The sequence below is a fragment of the Lysobacter koreensis genome (assembly GCF_042677045.1).
GTDB classification, from domain to species: Bacteria; Pseudomonadota; Gammaproteobacteria; order Xanthomonadales; family Xanthomonadaceae; genus Lysobacter_K; species Lysobacter_K koreensis.
This window is the reverse complement of sequence record NZ_JBHTIH010000001.1, coordinates 22,655-38,290: the sequence shown is the minus strand read 5'-3', so window position 1 is coordinate 38,290 and position 15,636 is coordinate 22,655. Positions and strand designations below refer to the sequence as shown.

General features: G+C 64.0%; 29 protein-coding genes. All 29 read left to right on the top strand.

The features are described from left to right. Window positions 1-107, top strand: a 107-nt coding sequence (locus tag ACFQZQ_RS00245) for an EF-Tu C-terminal domain-related protein (protein WP_449284324.1), incomplete at its 5' end; no start/stop codon positions are given. 581 nt (window positions 108-688) lie between these two features. Further along, window positions 689-1,000, top strand: coding sequence for a 30S ribosomal protein S10 (gene rpsJ / locus ACFQZQ_RS00240; protein WP_386810686.1), 312 nt, complete (start codon window positions 689-691; stop codon window positions 998-1,000). A 10-nt stretch (window positions 1,001-1,010) separates the two neighbouring features. Next, window positions 1,011-1,664, top strand: coding sequence for a 50S ribosomal protein L3 (gene rplC, locus ACFQZQ_RS00235; RefSeq protein ID WP_386810685.1), 654 nt, complete (start codon window positions 1,011-1,013; stop codon window positions 1,662-1,664). A 12-nt stretch (window positions 1,665-1,676) separates the two neighbouring features. After that, window positions 1,677-2,282 (top strand): 50S ribosomal protein L4, encoded by a 606-nt coding sequence (gene rplD / locus ACFQZQ_RS00230; RefSeq protein WP_386810684.1) that lies wholly within the window; start codon window positions 1,677-1,679, stop codon window positions 2,280-2,282. Further along, window positions 2,279-2,575: a 50S ribosomal protein L23 gene (rplW, locus tag ACFQZQ_RS00225; protein WP_386810683.1), complete on the top strand. Its 297-nt coding sequence runs from the start codon at window positions 2,279-2,281 to the stop codon at window positions 2,573-2,575. The genes rplD and rplW overlap by 4 nt, the downstream gene beginning before the upstream one ends. A gap of 10 nt (window positions 2,576-2,585) precedes the next feature. Beyond that, the gene (rplB, locus tag ACFQZQ_RS00220) at window positions 2,586-3,413 is read left to right on the top strand and encodes a 50S ribosomal protein L2 (protein ID WP_386810682.1); all 828 of its coding nucleotides are present in this window, start codon (window positions 2,586-2,588) and stop codon (window positions 3,411-3,413) included. 6 nt (window positions 3,414-3,419) lie between these two features. Then, the gene (gene rpsS, locus ACFQZQ_RS00215; RefSeq protein WP_386810681.1) at window positions 3,420-3,689 is read left to right on the top strand and encodes a 30S ribosomal protein S19; all 270 of its coding nucleotides are present in this window, start codon (window positions 3,420-3,422) and stop codon (window positions 3,687-3,689) included. Window positions 3,690-3,699: 10 nt separating this feature from the next. Then, window positions 3,700-4,035 (top strand): 50S ribosomal protein L22, encoded by a 336-nt coding sequence (gene rplV / locus ACFQZQ_RS00210; protein ID WP_386810680.1) that lies wholly within the window; start codon window positions 3,700-3,702, stop codon window positions 4,033-4,035. Window positions 4,036-4,050: 15 nt separating this feature from the next. After that, a complete protein-coding gene (gene rpsC, locus ACFQZQ_RS00205; RefSeq protein WP_386810679.1) occupies window positions 4,051-4,803 on the top strand; it encodes a 30S ribosomal protein S3 in 753 nt (250 codons plus the stop codon). A gap of 6 nt (window positions 4,804-4,809) precedes the next feature. Then, window positions 4,810-5,223, top strand: a complete 414-nt coding sequence (rplP, locus tag ACFQZQ_RS00200; RefSeq protein WP_386810678.1) for a 50S ribosomal protein L16 — start codon at window positions 4,810-4,812, stop codon at window positions 5,221-5,223. Then, window positions 5,223-5,423, top strand: a complete 201-nt coding sequence (gene rpmC, locus ACFQZQ_RS00195) for a 50S ribosomal protein L29 (RefSeq protein ID WP_386810677.1) — start codon at window positions 5,223-5,225, stop codon at window positions 5,421-5,423. Before rplP ends, rpmC begins: the two co-directional genes overlap by 1 nt. A gap of 9 nt (window positions 5,424-5,432) precedes the next feature. Beyond that, on the top strand, window positions 5,433-5,702 hold the full coding sequence (gene rpsQ, locus ACFQZQ_RS00190) for a 30S ribosomal protein S17 (RefSeq protein WP_386810676.1): 270 nt from the start codon (window positions 5,433-5,435) through the stop codon (window positions 5,700-5,702). Window positions 5,703-5,715: 13 nt separating this feature from the next. Further along, a complete protein-coding gene (gene rplN / locus ACFQZQ_RS00185) occupies window positions 5,716-6,084 on the top strand; it encodes a 50S ribosomal protein L14 (protein WP_386810675.1) in 369 nt (122 codons plus the stop codon). A 15-nt stretch (window positions 6,085-6,099) separates the two neighbouring features. Beyond that, window positions 6,100-6,414 carry a 50S ribosomal protein L24 gene (gene rplX / locus ACFQZQ_RS00180; RefSeq protein ID WP_386810674.1) on the top strand — a complete coding sequence of 105 codons (315 nt, stop codon included), beginning with the start codon at window positions 6,100-6,102 and terminating at the stop codon, window positions 6,412-6,414. Window positions 6,415-6,425: 11 nt separating this feature from the next. After that, window positions 6,426-6,965: a 50S ribosomal protein L5 gene (rplE, locus tag ACFQZQ_RS00175; RefSeq protein ID WP_386810673.1), complete on the top strand. Its 540-nt coding sequence runs from the start codon at window positions 6,426-6,428 to the stop codon at window positions 6,963-6,965. Between the two features lie 18 nt (window positions 6,966-6,983). Continuing rightward, window positions 6,984-7,289 (top strand): 30S ribosomal protein S14, encoded by a 306-nt coding sequence (gene rpsN, locus ACFQZQ_RS00170; RefSeq protein ID WP_386810672.1) that lies wholly within the window; start codon window positions 6,984-6,986, stop codon window positions 7,287-7,289. A gap of 134 nt (window positions 7,290-7,423) precedes the next feature. Then, on the top strand, window positions 7,424-7,822 hold the full coding sequence (gene rpsH, locus ACFQZQ_RS00165) for a 30S ribosomal protein S8 (protein ID WP_386810671.1): 399 nt from the start codon (window positions 7,424-7,426) through the stop codon (window positions 7,820-7,822). Between the two features lie 12 nt (window positions 7,823-7,834). Continuing rightward, the gene (gene rplF / locus ACFQZQ_RS00160; protein ID WP_386810670.1) at window positions 7,835-8,362 is read left to right on the top strand and encodes a 50S ribosomal protein L6; all 528 of its coding nucleotides are present in this window, start codon (window positions 7,835-7,837) and stop codon (window positions 8,360-8,362) included. 29 nt (window positions 8,363-8,391) lie between these two features. Further along, window positions 8,392-8,745: a 50S ribosomal protein L18 gene (rplR, locus tag ACFQZQ_RS00155; protein WP_386810669.1), complete on the top strand. Its 354-nt coding sequence runs from the start codon at window positions 8,392-8,394 to the stop codon at window positions 8,743-8,745. 259 nt (window positions 8,746-9,004) lie between these two features. Continuing rightward, window positions 9,005-9,541, top strand: a complete 537-nt coding sequence (gene rpsE / locus ACFQZQ_RS00150; protein WP_386810668.1) for a 30S ribosomal protein S5 — start codon at window positions 9,005-9,007, stop codon at window positions 9,539-9,541. Further along, the gene (gene rpmD / locus ACFQZQ_RS00145) at window positions 9,534-9,734 is read left to right on the top strand and encodes a 50S ribosomal protein L30 (RefSeq protein WP_386810667.1); all 201 of its coding nucleotides are present in this window, start codon (window positions 9,534-9,536) and stop codon (window positions 9,732-9,734) included. Before rpsE ends, rpmD begins: the two co-directional genes overlap by 8 nt. A gap of 10 nt (window positions 9,735-9,744) precedes the next feature. Continuing rightward, the gene (gene rplO / locus ACFQZQ_RS00140; RefSeq protein ID WP_386810666.1) at window positions 9,745-10,182 is read left to right on the top strand and encodes a 50S ribosomal protein L15; all 438 of its coding nucleotides are present in this window, start codon (window positions 9,745-9,747) and stop codon (window positions 10,180-10,182) included. 7 nt (window positions 10,183-10,189) lie between these two features. Beyond that, window positions 10,190-11,554, top strand: coding sequence for a preprotein translocase subunit SecY (gene secY / locus ACFQZQ_RS00135; RefSeq protein WP_386810665.1), 1,365 nt, complete (start codon window positions 10,190-10,192; stop codon window positions 11,552-11,554). Between the two features lie 246 nt (window positions 11,555-11,800). Further along, window positions 11,801-12,157, top strand: coding sequence for a 30S ribosomal protein S13 (gene rpsM, locus ACFQZQ_RS00130; RefSeq protein WP_386810664.1), 357 nt, complete (start codon window positions 11,801-11,803; stop codon window positions 12,155-12,157). A gap of 10 nt (window positions 12,158-12,167) precedes the next feature. After that, the gene (gene rpsK, locus ACFQZQ_RS00125; RefSeq protein ID WP_386810663.1) at window positions 12,168-12,560 is read left to right on the top strand and encodes a 30S ribosomal protein S11; all 393 of its coding nucleotides are present in this window, start codon (window positions 12,168-12,170) and stop codon (window positions 12,558-12,560) included. Between the two features lie 14 nt (window positions 12,561-12,574). Then, a complete protein-coding gene (rpsD, locus tag ACFQZQ_RS00120; RefSeq protein WP_386810662.1) occupies window positions 12,575-13,204 on the top strand; it encodes a 30S ribosomal protein S4 in 630 nt (209 codons plus the stop codon). 18 nt (window positions 13,205-13,222) lie between these two features. Continuing rightward, window positions 13,223-14,221, top strand: a complete 999-nt coding sequence (locus tag ACFQZQ_RS00115; RefSeq protein WP_386810661.1) for a DNA-directed RNA polymerase subunit alpha — start codon at window positions 13,223-13,225, stop codon at window positions 14,219-14,221. A gap of 311 nt (window positions 14,222-14,532) precedes the next feature. Then, window positions 14,533-14,904, top strand: a complete 372-nt coding sequence (rplQ, locus tag ACFQZQ_RS00110; protein WP_386810660.1) for a 50S ribosomal protein L17 — start codon at window positions 14,533-14,535, stop codon at window positions 14,902-14,904. A gap of 207 nt (window positions 14,905-15,111) precedes the next feature. After that, window positions 15,112-15,615, top strand: a complete 504-nt coding sequence (locus ACFQZQ_RS00105) for a disulfide bond formation protein B (protein WP_386810659.1) — start codon at window positions 15,112-15,114, stop codon at window positions 15,613-15,615. Window positions 15,616-15,636: the final 21 nt, after the last annotated feature.

The window sequence follows — 15,636 nt, the reverse complement described above, 5'->3', positions numbered from 1 at the left end:
TGGTCACGCTGATCAACCCGGTGGCGATGGACGAAGGCCTGCGCTTCGCGATCCGCGAAGGCGGCCGCACCGTCGGCGCCGGCGTGGTGGCCAAGATCCTCAAGTGACGCTTTGGCCCGTGGCCGCGTAGCGGCCACGGTTCTGCCAAATCGCCATCCCCGCGAAAGCGGGGATTCAGCGGCTTGGCTATTGTTGGTAACGGACGGGGAAGCGTGGCGCCCCCGCCGTCGCAACTGGGTTGGGCTCGGTTCTGTCTCTCACTCATGGGGGCTGACCAGTCGTCCTTCCAGCCACGCAGTCACCGCGTCAGGCAGGGTGCTTGCACTCTTTGCAATGATGCATGTAGAATGCGCGACCACCGTGCCACTCTTGTCCAATTCAGGGCGGCGCGAACAGCGAAATGAGGAGCAGGACGCCCCTCGTATTCGCCAGACAGGGACATGTCGCACGGCAGCGCTCCATACGTTCTGGGCCCCGAACCTAATAGGTTCACGGCTTCCAAAGAACGCTAGATGGAGCCCTTCGTGCGTTTTATTCCTTCTGGGCGGGCCGGGTGACCGGGCCGCCTTAGCTTTTCCAAGCACGGAAGCTCCGGGGCGCGGGTGTTGCCCTGGAGTGTTTGCAATTTTTCGTGGGGCCGGCGCACCCAGAAGCCGTCCTGTCGCTCTTTAACGAAGGAACTACCGCAATGGCGGACCAGAAGATCCGAATTCGGCTCAAGGCGTACGATCATCGTTTGATCGACCGCTCGGCCAGCGAGATCGTCGAGACAGCGAAGCGGACCGGCGCGCAAGTGCGTGGCCCGATCCCGCTGCCGACCAAGATCGAGCGTTTCACCATCCTCGTTTCCCCGCACGTCGACAAGGACGCGCGTGACCAGTACGAGACCCGCACGCACAAGCGCGTGCTCGACATCATCGACCCCAACGACAAGACCGTGGACGCGCTCATGAAGCTCGAACTCGCGGCGGGCGTCGACGTCCAGATCAAGCTGACCTGAGGCCGCTACCATGACCGCGAAGAAATATTCGTTGGGCATCGTCGGTCGCAAGGCCGGCATGAGCCGCTTCTTCACTGAAGACGGCAAGTCGGTTCCGGTGACCCTGATCGAGGCGACCCCGAACCGCATTACCCAGATCAAGACCACCGACACCGACGGCTACAGCGCCGTGCAGGTGACGGTCGGCGTGCGCCGCGCGGCGCTCGTCAACAAGCCCGAAGCCGGACACCTCGCCAAGGCGAAGGTAGAAGCCGGTCGTGGCATGTGGGAGCTGCGCGTGGCCGACGACAAGATCGGCGACTTCGAGATCGGCGGCGAGATCAAGGCCGACATCTTCGAGGTTGGCCAGATCGTCGACGTCCAGGGCATCACCAAGGGCAAGGGCTTCCAGGGCACGATCAAGCGCTGGAACTTCAAGATGGGCGACGCCACCCACGGTAACTCGCTGTCGCATCGCTCGCCGGGCTCCATCGGCCAGCGCCAGACGCCGGGCCGCGTGTTTCCGGGCAAGAAGATGTCCGGTCACATGGGTGCGGTCCAGCAGAGCACGCAGCGCCTGGAAGTGGTCAAGGTCGACGCCGAGCGTGGCCTGATCGCGATCAAGGGTGCGGTGCCAGGTGCTCCGGGCGGCGACGTGATCGTCCGTCCGTCGAGCAAGGTTTAAGGAGAGATGACGATGGAACTCGCCATCACCAATAGCAGCAAGACGTTGTCGGTCTCCGACGCGATCTTCGGCCGCGAATTCAGCGAAGACCTGGTCCACCAGGTGGTCGTTGCCTACCGCAACGCGGGCCGCTCCGGCACCAAGGCGCAGAAGACGCGTTCGGAAGTGAACGGCACGACCAAGAAGTCGAAGAAGCAGAAGGGCGGCGGTGCGCGTCATGGCGCGCTGACGGCCCCGATCTTCGTCGGCGGCGGCGTGACGTTCGCGGCCAAGCCGCGCAGCTTCGCGCAGAAGGTCAACCGCAAGATGTACCGCGCCGCGATCGCCGCGATCCTGTCCGAGCTCAACCGTCAGGGCCGTATCCAGGTCGTCGAGACGCTGGAAGTCGACTCGCCGAAGACCTCGGGCATGATCGCCAAGCTCAAGGACCTGAAGGTCGGTCGCCGGCCGTTGCTGGTCACCGAGGACGCCACCGAGAACCTGTATCTCGCGGCGCGCAACCTTCCCTACGTGGAAGTCCGTGACGTGCAGGGCCTCGATCCGGTCGCGCTGGTTGGCGCCGACTCGATCGTGTTCACTGCCGACGCGGTCAAGAAGATCGAGGAGTGGCTGGCATGAACGACGCCAAGCTCTACAGCATCATCCGTGCGCCGCGCGTGTCCGAGAAGACCGCGCGCCTGCAGGAAGTTTCCAACCAATATGTCTTCGAAGTCGCGACGACTGCTACCAAGGCCGACATCAAGGTCGCCGTGGAAAAGCTGTTCGACGTCAAGGTCGAGGCGGTCAACGTGCTGAACGTGAAGGGCAAGACCAAGGCCTTCAAGCTCCGCATGGGCCGTCGCGCCGACTGGCGCAAGGCATACGTGAAGCTGGCCGCTGGCCAGTCGATCGACGTGATGGCCAAGGCCTGAGGACAGACCCATGGCATTGATGACTTTCAAACCCACCTCGCCCGGCCGTCGTTCGATGGTCCGCGTGGTCACGCCGGGCCTGCACAAGGGCGCGTCGCACGCGGCGTTGCTCGAGCCCAAGAGCAAGACCGGTGGCCGCAACCACCACGGCCGCATCACCACCCGTCACATCGGCGGTGGCCACAAGCAGCATTACCGCATCATCGACTTCAAGCGCGACAAGGTCGGTATCCCGGCGCGCGTGGAGCGGATCGAATACGATCCCAACCGCACCGCGCACATCGCGCTGCTGTGCTACGTCGATGGCGAGCGTCGTTACATCATCGCGCCCAAGGGCCTGAAGGATGGCGACCAGGTGATCGCCGGCCGTGACGCCCCGATCCGCGTCGGCAACACGCTGCCGCTGACCAACATCCCGGTCGGTTCGACGGTGCATTGCATCGAGATGAAGCCGGGCAAGGGCGCGCAGATCGCCCGTGCCGCCGGTGCCGGCGTGCAGCTGGTCGCTCGCGAGCAGGGTTACGCCACGCTGCGTCTTCGCTCCGGCGAAATGCGCAAGGTGCCGGTCGAGTGCTGCGCCACGATCGGCGAAGTCGGCAACGACGAGCACAGCCTCGAGAAGCTGGGCAAGGCCGGTGCGAAGCGGTGGCGCGGCGTCAAGCCGACCGTCCGCGGCGCGGCCATGAACCCGGTCGACCATCCGCACGGCGGTGGTGAGGCCAAGGCTGGCCAGGGCAACCCGCATCCGGTCACGCCGTGGGGCGTGCCGACCAAGGGTTACAAGACGCGTAAGAACAAGCGTACGCAGCAGTTCATCGTTCGCGATCGCAGGAGCTAATCGGCCATGCCACGTTCACTCAAGAAAGGTCCGTTCGTCGACCATCACCTGCTCAAGAAGGTGGAGACCGCGGGCAACAACAAGAAGCCGATCAAGACCTGGTCGCGTCGCTCGATGGTGCTGCCGGAGATGGTGGGTTTCACCATCGCCATCCACAACGGCAAGAACCACATCCCGGTGCTGGTCAACGAGAACATGGTTGGCCACAAGCTCGGCGAGTTCGCCATGACCCGTACCTTCAAGGGTCACGGCGGCGACAAGAAGTCGGGACGCTAAGGAGATGACCATGGAAGCGAAAGCCATCCTGCGCAGCGCGCGCATCTCCGCCCAGAAGGCCCGCCTGGTCGCCGACCAGGTGCGCGGCCTGTCTGCCGAACGCGCCGTGAACCTGCTCAAGTTCTCGGACAAGAAAGCCGCGTCCGTGATCCGCAAGGTCGTGGAGTCCGCGATTGCCAATGCCGAGAACAACCAGGGCGCTGACGTCGACGAGCTCAAGGTCACGACCATCATGGTGGACGAGGGTCCCTCGCTGAAGCGCTTCATGGCGCGAGCGAAGGGCCGCGGCACCCGCATCCTCAAGCGCACCAGCCACATCACTGTGGTTGTGGGCGCGGGCAAGTAAGGGCGGAATCAGACAATGGGTCATAAAGTACATCCGACCGGAATCCGCCTTGGCATCTCCAAGGACTGGAACTCCAAGTGGTTCGCCGGCAAGAAGCAGTACGCCGAGTACCTGATCGCCGACCTCAAGGTCCGCGAGATGCTGCGCAAGAAGCTCGCGCAGGCCGGCATTTCCAAGATCTTCATCGAGCGTCCGGCCAACAACGCCCGTGTGACGATTCACACCGCCCGTCCCGGCGTGGTGATCGGCAAGCGTGGCGAGGACATCGACAAGCTGCGTAAAGAGGTCAGCGACCTGATGGGCGTCCCGGCGCACATCAACGTGACCGAAGTGCGCAAGCCCGAGCTCGATGCGCAGCTGGTGTCCGAGTCGATCGCGCAGCAGCTCGAGCGCCGCATCATGTTCCGTCGTGCGATGAAGCGCGCCGTGGGCAACGCGATGCGCCTGGGCGCGCTGGGCATCAAGGTCAACGTCGGCGGCCGCCTCAATGGCGCCGAGATCGCGCGTTCGGAGTGGTACCGCGAAGGCCGCGTGCCGCTGCACACGCTGCGTGCCGACATCGACTACGGCTTCGCTGAAGCCAAGACCACCTACGGCATCATCGGCATCAAGGTGTGGGTCTACAAGGGCGAGATCTTCGATTTCTCCCAGGTCGGCCAGGAAAAGCAGGACGACTCGCCGCGCAGCGACCGTGGTGATCGTAACGACCGCGGCGACCGACGTGACCGCAACGACCGTCCGGGCCGCCCGGCCCGCGAACAGAGGTAACCCGTCATGTTGCAACCCAAGCGAACCAAGTACCGCAAGGTACACAAAGGCCGCAATGACGGCCTGGCCTGGAGCGGCAATGCCGTCAGCTTCGGCGAGTACGGCCTGAAGTCGACCGCGCACGGCCAGCTGACCGCGCGCCAGATCGAGGCGGCGCGTCGTTCCATCAGCCGTTACGTCAAGCGTGGCGGCAAGATGTGGATCCGCGTGTTCCCCGACAAGCCGATCACCAAAAAGCCGATCGAAGTCCGCATGGGCTCCGGTAAGGGCAACGTCGAGTACTGGGTCGCGCAGATCCAGCCTGGTCGCATGATCTACGAGATCGAAGGCGTGGCAGAGGACGTGGCGCGCGAAGCGTTCCGCCTGGCCGCCGCCAAGCTCTCGGTGACCACCACTTTCGTTACCCGGACGGTGCGCTAATGGAACTCAAGCAACTGCGTGAGAAGTCGGCGGAGGCCCTGCAGGCCCACCTGACCGATCTGCACAAGGAGAGCTTCGCCCTCCGCATGCAGAAGGCCACCGGCCAGCTCGCCAAGACCCACGAGGCTCGCCGCGTCAAGCGCGAGATCGCTCGTGTCAACACCCTGCTCAGCCAGCGTCAAGCTGGCGAGCAGAAGTAAGGACCTGTCATGACCGACAACAATACAGAGAAGGCGCTGCGCACGGTCGAAGGCCGGGTCGTCAGCAACAAGATGGACAAGACCGTCACCGTGCTCGTCGAGCGCCAGGTCAAGCACGCGTTGTACGGCAAGTACATCCGCCGCTCGACCAAGCTGCACGCCCACGACGCTGACAACTCGTGCAACGAAGGCGACGTGGTCCGCGTGACCGAGATTGCTCCGATGTCCAAGACCAAGAACTGGCGGGTGGTGGAAATTGTCACCCGTTCGGCCGAATAAGAGGATCTGACCCATGATCCAGATGCAAAGCTACCTCAGCGTGGCCGACAATTCCGGTGCCAAGGAAGTGATGTGCATCAAGGTGCTCGGCGGCTCCAAGCGCCGTTACGCGCACATTGGCGACATCATCAAGGTCACCGTCAAGGACGCGATCCCGCGTGGCAAGGTCAAGAAGGGCGACGTCTACGACGCCGTCGTGGTGCGTACCCGCAAGGGTGTGCGTCGTCCGGACGGTTCGCTGATCCGCTTCGATGGCAACGCTGCGGTGTTGCTCAACAACAAGCAGGAGCCGATCGGCACGCGCATCTTCGGGCCCGTTACCCGTGAACTGCGTTCCGAGAAGTTCATGAAGATCGTCTCGCTCGCGCCTGAAGTGCTCTGAGCGGAGGAAACAGACATGAACCGTATCAAGAAGGGTGACCAAGTGATCGTCACCGCCGGCAAGGACAAGGGCAAGAAGGGTGACGTGGTGCGTGTGGCAGGCGACAAGGTCGTCGTGTCCAACATCAACATCATCAAGCGCCACACCAAGCCGAACCCGCAGGCCAACCAGCCGGGCGGCGTGGTCGAGCGCGAAGCGCCGATCCACATTTCCAACGTGATGCTGTTCAACCCGGCCACCGGCAAGGGCGAGCGCATTGGTGTCAAGGTGCTGGAGGATGGACGCAAACTGCGTGTGTTCCGCTCCAGCGGTGAGGCGGTCGACGCCTAAGGAATGCTGAAATGACCCGGCTTGAAAAGTACTACAAAGAAGAAGTCGTTCCCGCGCTGACCGAGAAGTTCGGTTACACGAACCCGATGCAGGTCCCGCGTCTGACCAAGATCACGCTCAACATGGGCGTGGGCGAGGCGGCGACCAACAAGAAGATCCTGGAAAATGCCGTCGCCGACATGACCAAGATCTCCGGCCAGAAGCCGATCGTGACCAAGAGCCGCGTGTCTGTGGCCTCGTTCAAGATCCGCGACGGCTGGCCGATCGGCTGCAAGGTGACCTTGCGTCGCGCCAAGATGTTCGAGTTCTTCGATCGCCTGATCAACGTCTCGCTGCCGCGCGTGCGCGACTTCCGCGGCGTCTCGGGCAAGTCGTTCGATGGCCGTGGCAACTTCAACATGGGCGTCAAGGAACAGATCATCTTCCCGGAAATCGATTACGACCAGGTCGACGCGCTGCGCGGCATGGACATCGCGATCACCACGACCGCGAAGACCGACGCCGAAGCCCGTGCCCTGATGGAAGCGTTCCGCTTCCCGTTCCGCAACTGATATTCGAGGACCACACCCATGGCCAAGACCTCAATGGTGAACCGCGATATCAAGCGGGCCAAGCTGGCGAAGAAGTACGCCACCAAGCGCGAAGAGCTGAAGGCGATCATCGCCAGCGACAAGTCCTCCTACGAGGACAAGGCTGACGCCGTCATCAAGCTGTCCAAGCTGCCGCGCGATTCCTCGCCGTGCCGCCAGCGCAACCGTTGCGCCCTGACCGGTCGCTCGCGCGGCGTGTACGCCAAGTTCGGCCTCGGCCGCAACAAGCTGCGCGAAGCCACCATGCGCGGCGACGTGCCGGGCCTGCGCAAGGCCAGCTGGTAACCCGTCACCACGACGGGCAAGTCTGCTAGACTTGCCGGCTGCCACACGTTCCAAGCGCCGCGGCCCGTCCGCGGCGTCTCTACTGAATTCGCAATCAAGCGGATATCGGTGCACTCATTAACAGGTGACAAACAATGAGCATGACTGATCCCATCGCCGACATGCTGGTCCGCATCAAGAATGCGGCCGCTGTTCGCAAGCCCACGGTGAAGATGCCGTCGTCCAAGATCAAGGTGGCGATCGCCGCCGTGCTGAAGGCCGAGGGCTACATCCTGGATTCGCGCGTGACTGACCTCGGTGGCGGCAAGTCCGAGCTGGAAGTCTCGCTGAAGTACTACGAAGGCAAGCCGGTGATCGAGAAGCTCTCGCGCTATTCGCGCTCGGGCCTTCGCCAGTATCGCGGCAAGGACGAACTGCCCAAGGTCCTCAATGGCCTCGGCATCTCCATCATCTCCACCTCGAAAGGCATCATGACCGATGCGCAGGCGCGCCAGCAGGGCGTCGGCGGTGAAGTCCTGTGCATCGTGGCTTAAGGGAGTACTGACATGTCCCGAGTTGCCAAGAAGCCGATCGCCCTGGGCAAGGGCGTCGAGTTGAACATCCAGGCCGAGAATGTGAGCGTCAAGGGCCCCAAGGGCACCCTGTCGATCGCCAAGCCGGCTGCCATCGAGGTCACCATCGAAGACGGCCAGGCGCTGCTTTCGACCAGCGACGCTGCGCTGATCCCGTTGACCGGCACCCTGCGCGCCATCATCGCGAACATGGTCAAAGGCGTGTCCGAGGGCTTTGAGCGCAAGCTCGAGCTGGTCGGCGTCGGCTACCGCGCCGCGATGCAGGGCAAGGACCTGAACCTGTCGCTGGGTTTCTCGCACCCGGTGCTGTTCAAGACCCCCGAAGGCATCACCATCGCCACGCCGACCCAGACGGAAATCCTGGTCAGCGGCAACGACAAGCAGCAAGTGGGTGAAGTCGCCGCCAAGATTCGTGGTTTCCGTCCGCCCGAGCCCTACAAGGGCAAGGGTGTGAAGTACGCCGGCGAAGTCATCATCCGCAAAGAAGCGAAGAAAGCGTAAGCGCGCTTTCGGCTTCTGGAGAGAACACTATGAACAAGAATATCGCCCGTCTGCGTCGCGCCAAGTCCACCCGCTGCCATATCCGCGAGCTCGGCGTGCCGCGCCTGTCGGTGCTGCGCACCGGTCAGCACCTGTACGCGCAGGTCTTCACTGCCGATGGCTCCAAGGTGCTGGCTGCGGCCTCGACCCTGCAGGCCGACGTCAAGGAAGGCCTGAAGGGCCACAAGAACGCCGAGGCCGCCGTCAAGGTTGGTCACGCGATCGCCGAGAAGGCCAAGGCCGCGGGCATCGAGAAGGTCGCCTTCGACCGCTCGGGTTACCGTTACCACGGCCGCATCAAGGCGCTCGCCGATGCGGCCCGCGAAGGCGGCCTGAAGTTCTGATTTGGTTGTAGGGCGGGTCCTGCCCCGCCGTTTTCGAGAAAGGGTAGCCGTCCTTGGCGTAACATCGCCGACCTTCGGGTCGTCCGGCCCGGCCATCCATGGCTGGGCGTTCGCCAAGGCAGCGCGGCGTTGCCTGACTCACCCTGCCGGCGCAGATGGCGCCGGGCACGACGACGGGTTTCCGCCGTCGTGAACCACCCGATCCACATCACAACCATAAGCGGCCCAGCCGCAAATACCTCCACTCAGGAATATCAAAATGGCTGACGAACGAGCACCACGGGGTCGCGACCGCAACAACCGCGAAGAAGTCGATGACGGCATGATCGAGAAGCTGATCGCGGTCAACCGCGTCAGCAAGACCGTCAAGGGCGGCCGCCAGTTCACCTTCACCGCATTGACGGTGGTGGGCGACGGCGCCGGCAAGATCGGCATGGGTTACGGCAAGGCGCGCGAAGTGCCGGTCGCGATCCAGAAGTCGATGGAGTACGCGCGCAAGGCGATGCAGAACGTCGACCTGAACAACGGCACGCTGTGGCACGAGGTCAAGTCTGGCCACGGCGCGGCGCGCGTGTTCATGAAGCCCGCCTCCGAAGGTACCGGCGTGATCGCCGGTGGCGCGATGCGCGCCGTGTTGGAAGCGGTCGGCGTCAAGAACGTGCTGGCCAAGGCCGTCGGTTCGCGCAATCCGATCAACCTGGTTCGCGCCACCCTGCGTGGCCTGTCCGAGATGCACTCGCCGGCCAAGATCGCGGCCAAGCGTGGCAAGAAGCTCGAGGAGCTGACCCATGGCTAAGAAAGAAGCAGTCGCCGGCGGCACCGTCAAGGTGCGCCTGGTCAAGGGCCTGCGCGGCACCCGTGCCGTTCACCGCCTGTCGGTCAAGGCGCTCGGCCTGAACAAGCTCAACGACATGCGCGAGCTGAAGGATAGCCCGCAGGTTCGCGGCCTGATCAACACGGTCCACTACCTGGTTCGGGTCGAGGATTAAGGAGAACACCATGCGTCTCAATACACTCAAGCCGGGCGAAGGCGCCCGTGAAGACCGCAAGCGCGTCGGCCGTGGCATCGGTTCGGGCCTGGGCAAGACCTGCGGCCGCGGCCACAAGGGTTCGTTCGCGCGTTCGGGCAAGGGCAAGATCAAGGCCGGCTTCGAAGGCGGCCAGATGCCGATGCAGATGCGCCTGCCGAAGGTCGGCTTCCGCTCCAAGCTGAAGAACGACACCGCCGAAGTGATGCTGTACCAGCTGGACAAGCTCGAGGCCGGCGAGATCGATTTCGCCGCGCTGCGCGCCGCCAAGCTGGTGCCGAGCAACGCCAAGCAGGCCAAGCTCGTCGTCAAGGGCGACGTGACCAAGAAGTTCGTGCTCAAGGGCCTGCTGGCCACGGCCGGTGCCAAGGCCGCGATCGAAGCGGCCGGCGGCAAGGTCGGGGAGTAAGCGACCGATGGCGCGCAGCGGGAATAACGCGGTAGCCGGCCTCGGTGGCGGACTCGGTAAATTCACCGAGCTCCGCCAGCGCCTGCTGTTCGTGGTCGGCGCCCTGATGGTCTACCGCATCGGTTGCTACATCCCGGTGCCGGGCGTAAATCCCGCCGCGATGCTGCAGTTGATGGAATCGCAGAAGGGCACCATCGTCGACATGTTCAACATGTTCTCCGGTGGTGCGCTCGAGCGCTTCAGCCTGCTGGCGTTGAACGTGATGCCGTACATCTCGGCCTCGATCATCTTCCAGCTGCTGGTGCAGATCGTGCCGAGCCTGAAGGCCCTCCAGAAGGAAGGCGAGTCGGGCCGGCGCAAGATCAATCAGTGGTCGCGCATGGCGGCGATCCCGTTGGCGGTGTTCCAGGCCTGGGGCATCGCCACCGCGCTGCAGGCCGGCGGCGCCAGCCAGGGCATCCCGGTGGTCTACAACCCGGGTCCGGGCTTCGTCCTGACCGCGGTAATCGCACTGACCGCCGGCACCATGTTCCTGATGTGGCTGGGCGAGCAGGTCACCGAGCGTGGCATCGGCAACGGCGTTTCGCTGATCATCTTCGCGGGCATCGTCGCCGGATTGCCGTCGGCCGTGTTCGGCATGTTCGAGCAGATCCGCAACGGCGACATGGGCGCGCTGACCGCGCTCGCGGTGGTGGCGATCGTGCTCGGGTTCACCTACCTGGTGGTGTTCGTCGAGCGCGGGCAACGGCGGATCACGGTCAACTACGCGCGCCGCCAGGGCGGCCGCAGCGCGTACATGAACCAGTCCTCGTTCCTGCCGCTCAAGCTCAATATGGCCGGCGTGATCCCGCCGATCTTCGCTTCGTCGATCGTGATGTTCCCGGCGACCGCGGCGACCTGGTTTGCCCAAGGCAACTCGTCCTCTTGGTTGCTCAAGGTCAGCCAGTGGCTGAACCCGGGCGAGCCGCTGCACATGATCCTGTACGCGTCGTTGATTGCCGGATTCGCGTTCTTCTATACCGCGCTGGTGTTCAACTCGCAGGAAACCGCCGACAACTTGAAGAAGTCGGGCGCGCTGATCCCGGGCATCCGCCCGGGCAAGGCGACCGCCGACTACGTCGACGGCGTGCTGACCCGTTTGACCGCGGCCGGTGCCGCGTACCTGGTGATCGTGTGCCTCCTGCCGGAGGTCATGCGCAAGGAACTGGGCATCTCGTTCTACTTCGGCGGCACCTCGCTGCTGATCGTGGTCGTGGTGGTCATGGATTTCATCGCCCAGATCCAGGCTCATCTGATGTCGCATCAGTACGAGAGCCTGCTGAAGAAGGCGAACTTGAAGGGCGGCTCGCGCGGCGGTCTCGCGCGCGGGTGATTCCAGGCCGTTCCGCGCGCCAGAGTAGCGCGCGGGGGCGGGCAGGGCGGGTGACCGCGTTGTTCGGCCAGCCAGGATTCGTCGCCGGAGCATGGGCACACTCCCCATGCCGGAGCACTGTGGCGTCTCGACGCCGCAGGGCTTTCTATTAACCCGAGACCTTGTTAAACTTACAAGTTCACTTTCGAGTGACTCACTCGCGCCGGGCCTAATCCCCCGGCCGTCAAACCTGTTGGAGATCGCGTTATGGCGCGTATTGCGGGCGTCAACTTGCCTGCCCAGAAGCACGTCTGGGTTGGGCTTCAGAGTATTTTCGGCATCGGCCGAACCCGTTCCAAGAAAGTGTGCGAGTCGGCCGGCGTGACGTCGACGACCAAGATCCGCGACCTGTCCGAGCCGGAAGTCGAGCGCCTGCGCGCCGAGATCGGCAAGTTTGTGGTCGAGGGTGACCTCCGCCGCGAAGTCGGCATGGCGATCAAGCGCCTGATGGATCTCAGCTGCTACCGCGGCCTGCGTCATCGCCGCGGCCTGCCGCTGCGTGGCCAGCGCACCCGCACCAATGCCCGTACCCGCAAGGGTCCGCGCAAAGCCATCAGGAAGTAAGGAATAAATCATGGCTAAGCCGGCAGCAGCAAAAACGAAGAAGAAGATCAAGCGGATCGTCACCGACGGTATCGCGCACGTCCATGCTTCGTTCAACAACACCATCATCACGATCACCGACCGCCAGGGCAACGCGCTCTCGTGGGCGACTTCAGGCGGCGCCGGTTTCCGTGGCTCGCGCAAGTCGACCCCGTTCGCCGCGCAGGTTGCCGCTGAAAAGGCCGGCCGTGCTGCGCTCGACTACGGCGTCAAGTCGTTGGAAGTGCGCATCAAGGGTCCGGGTCCCGGTCGCGAATCCGCCGTTCGTTCCTTGAACAACGTCGGTTACAAGATCATGAACATCATCGACGTGACGCCCATCCCGCACAACGGGTGCCGTCCGCCGAAAAAGCGTCGCGTCTGAGGAGCTGAGAAGAGATGGCTCGTTATATCGGTCCCACCTGTAAGCTCGCTCGTCGCGAAGGCGCCGACCTCGGCTTGAAGTCGCCCTCGCGCGCACTGGATTCCAAGTGCAAGCTCGAGCAGAAACCCGGCCAGCACGGCCCCACCGCCCGCAAGGGCAAGCTGTCCGACTACGCGGTCCAGCTTCGCGAGAAGCAGAAGGTCAAGCGTATCTACGGGCTGCTGGAACGCCAGTTCCGCAACTACTACAAGAAGGCCTCGACCAAGAAGGGCAACACCGGCGAGAACCTGTTGCAGCTCCTCGAAACCCGTCTCGACAACGTGGTCTATCGCATGGGCTTCGCAGTGACCCGTCCGGCCGCCCGCCAGCTGGTCTCGCACCGCGGCGTCACGGTCAACGGCAAGTCCGTCAACCTGCCGTCCTACCAGGTCAAGGCCGGTGACGCGATCGCGTTGGCCGAGCGTGCCCAGAAGCAGCTTCGCGTGCAGGAATCCCTGACCGTGGCGTCGCAGATGGACCTCTCGCCATCGTGGGTTGAAGTCGACAGCAAGAAGTTCGCTGGTGTGTTCAAGGCGGTTCCGGACCGCGCCGACCTCCCGGCCGACATCAACGAAGCGCTGATCGTCGAGCTGTACTCGAAGTAATCCAGGAGACGCCAGAACATGACGGTTACCGCAAACCAGGTGCTGCGTCCGCGCGGCCCCCAGATCGAACGCCTTACGGGCAACCGTGCCAAGGTCGTGATCGAACCGCTGGAGCGTGGCTACGGCCACACGCTCGGCAATGCGCTGCGCCGCGTGCTGCTGTCCTCGATCCCGGGCTTCGCCATCACCGAAGTCGAGATCGATGGCGTGCTTCACGAGTACACGACGGTCGAGGGGTTGGAAGAGGACGTGCTGGAAGTCCTGCTCAACCTCAAGGATGTCGCCATCCGCATGCACACCGGCGAAGCGACCACGCTGTCGCTGTCCAAGCAGGGTCCGGGCGTCATCACCGCGGCTGACATCAAGCTCGACCACAACGTCGAGATCCTGAATCCGGAGCACGTGATCGCGCACCTGACCAAGGACACCGCGATCAACATGCGCCTGAAGATCGAGCGTGGCTACGGCTACCAGCCGGCCGCTGCGCGTCGTCGTCCGGACGAGGAGACCCGCACCATCGGTCGCCTGATGCTGGATGCCAGCTTCTCGCCGGTCCGCCGCGTCGCGTATGCCGTGGAATCGGCCCGCGTGGAGCAGCGCACCGACCTCGACAAGCTGGTCCTGGACATCGAGACCAACGGCACGATCGATGCCGAGGAAGCCGTCCGCACCGCGGCCGACATCCTCACCGACCAGCTGTCGGTGTTCGGCGATTTCACCCACCGCGACCGCGGTGCGGCGAAGCCGGCCACCAGCGGCGTCGACCCGATCCTGCTGCGCCCGATCGACGACCTCGAGCTGACCGTGCGTTCGGCCAACTGCCTCAAGGCCGAGAGCATCTACTACGTCGGCGACTTGATCCAGAAGACCGAAGTCGAGCTGCTCAAGACCCCGAACCTGGGCAAGAAGTCGCTTACCGAGATCAAGGAAGTGCTGGCACAGCGCGGCCTGTCGCTCGGCATGAAGCTCGAGAACTGGCCGCCCGCAGGCATCGCCTCGCACGGCATGATGGGGTAAACACGGGCCGCTTGCGCGGCATGCCGCGCGGCCTGTGTTTACGCCCGGCGCGCTGCGCCGGGCCGGGGGTGCAAACGCGGCGACAGCCGCGGCTTCCGCCTCTGCTCCATGTTGTTTCAGTGACTTCGCTGCTGATGTAGCGAAGTCGCTGCTAAACCGAAGTCGCTTTACCGCAGCACACGCCGACGCATCCAAGGTGCGCGGCCGCCGGCCAGGGAAGCCCGGTACGGACCATCCGCAGTCCACAGCTCCAGCGCCATGACGGCGACAACGACGTCCAACAGTTCCAACATTCATCAGGAATCAAAATCATGCGCCACCAGAAATCCGGACGTAAGTTCAACCGCACCAGTGCCCATCGCGATGCGATGTTCACCAACATGGCGGCGTCCCTCATCAAGAGCGGTTTGATCCGTACCACGCTGCCGAAGGCCAAGGAACTGCGCCGTGTCGCAGAGCCGCTGATCACGTTGGCCAAGACCGACGGAGTGGCCAACCGCCGCCTCGCGTTTTCGCGCCTGCGCGACAAGGAAGCCGTCGGCACGCTGTTCGTCGAACTGGGCCCGCGTTACGCCGCGCGTCCGGGCGGCTACCTGCGCATCCTCAAGTGCGGTTTCCGCGCTGGCGACAATGCGCCGATGGCCTATGTCGAGCTGGTCGATCGCCCGCAAGCCGCCGAGTAATCCGGCCCGCGGTTCGATCCAGCAACACGACGTTCGACAGTGGTAGGTCGAGCCTTGCAGAAGCCCCGGCCTGGTGTCGGGGCTTTCGCATTTTAGTGGCGACGGTAGCGGTAATGGCTCGGCGGCAACCCTCGTTCGTCGCACGGAACGCTGGGAAACCGTTCGCGCCACTTTGCTTGAAACTGCCAAGTCCGTAAGGTGTGTGCCATGACTTCCGATGCCTTTCGCAATGCGTTCCGCACCCGCTTCCTGCTCGGCTTTTTCGCCTGCGCAGGCCTGCTTGGCTATGCGTTCTACCTGCAGCTGCACGAGGGCCTGGAGCCATGCCCGTTGTGCATCTTCCAGCGCGTTGCGTTCGCCGCGTTGGGCCTGGTGTTTCTGGTGGGTGGATTGCACGCGCCGCACGGGGTGAAAGGCCGGCGCACCTATGGCGTGCTCGCGTTGCTCGCGTCGCTCGGCGGCATCGCGGTGGCCGGCAATCACGTGCGCCTGCAGCACCTGCCGCCCGACCAGGTGCCGGCCTGCGGCCCGGGGCTGGACTACATGCTCGATGCGATGCCGATCAGCGGCGTGATCCGTAAGGTAATGACCGGCTCGGGCGAGTGCGCGAACGTCGACTGGGCGTTCCTGGGCCTGTCGATGCCGACCTGGAGCCTGCTGTGCTTCGTGGCGCTAGCGGCGTGGGCGGCGATCGCCGCGTTCCGCCGTTGATGCGCCGAAGCGGCGTCCGAC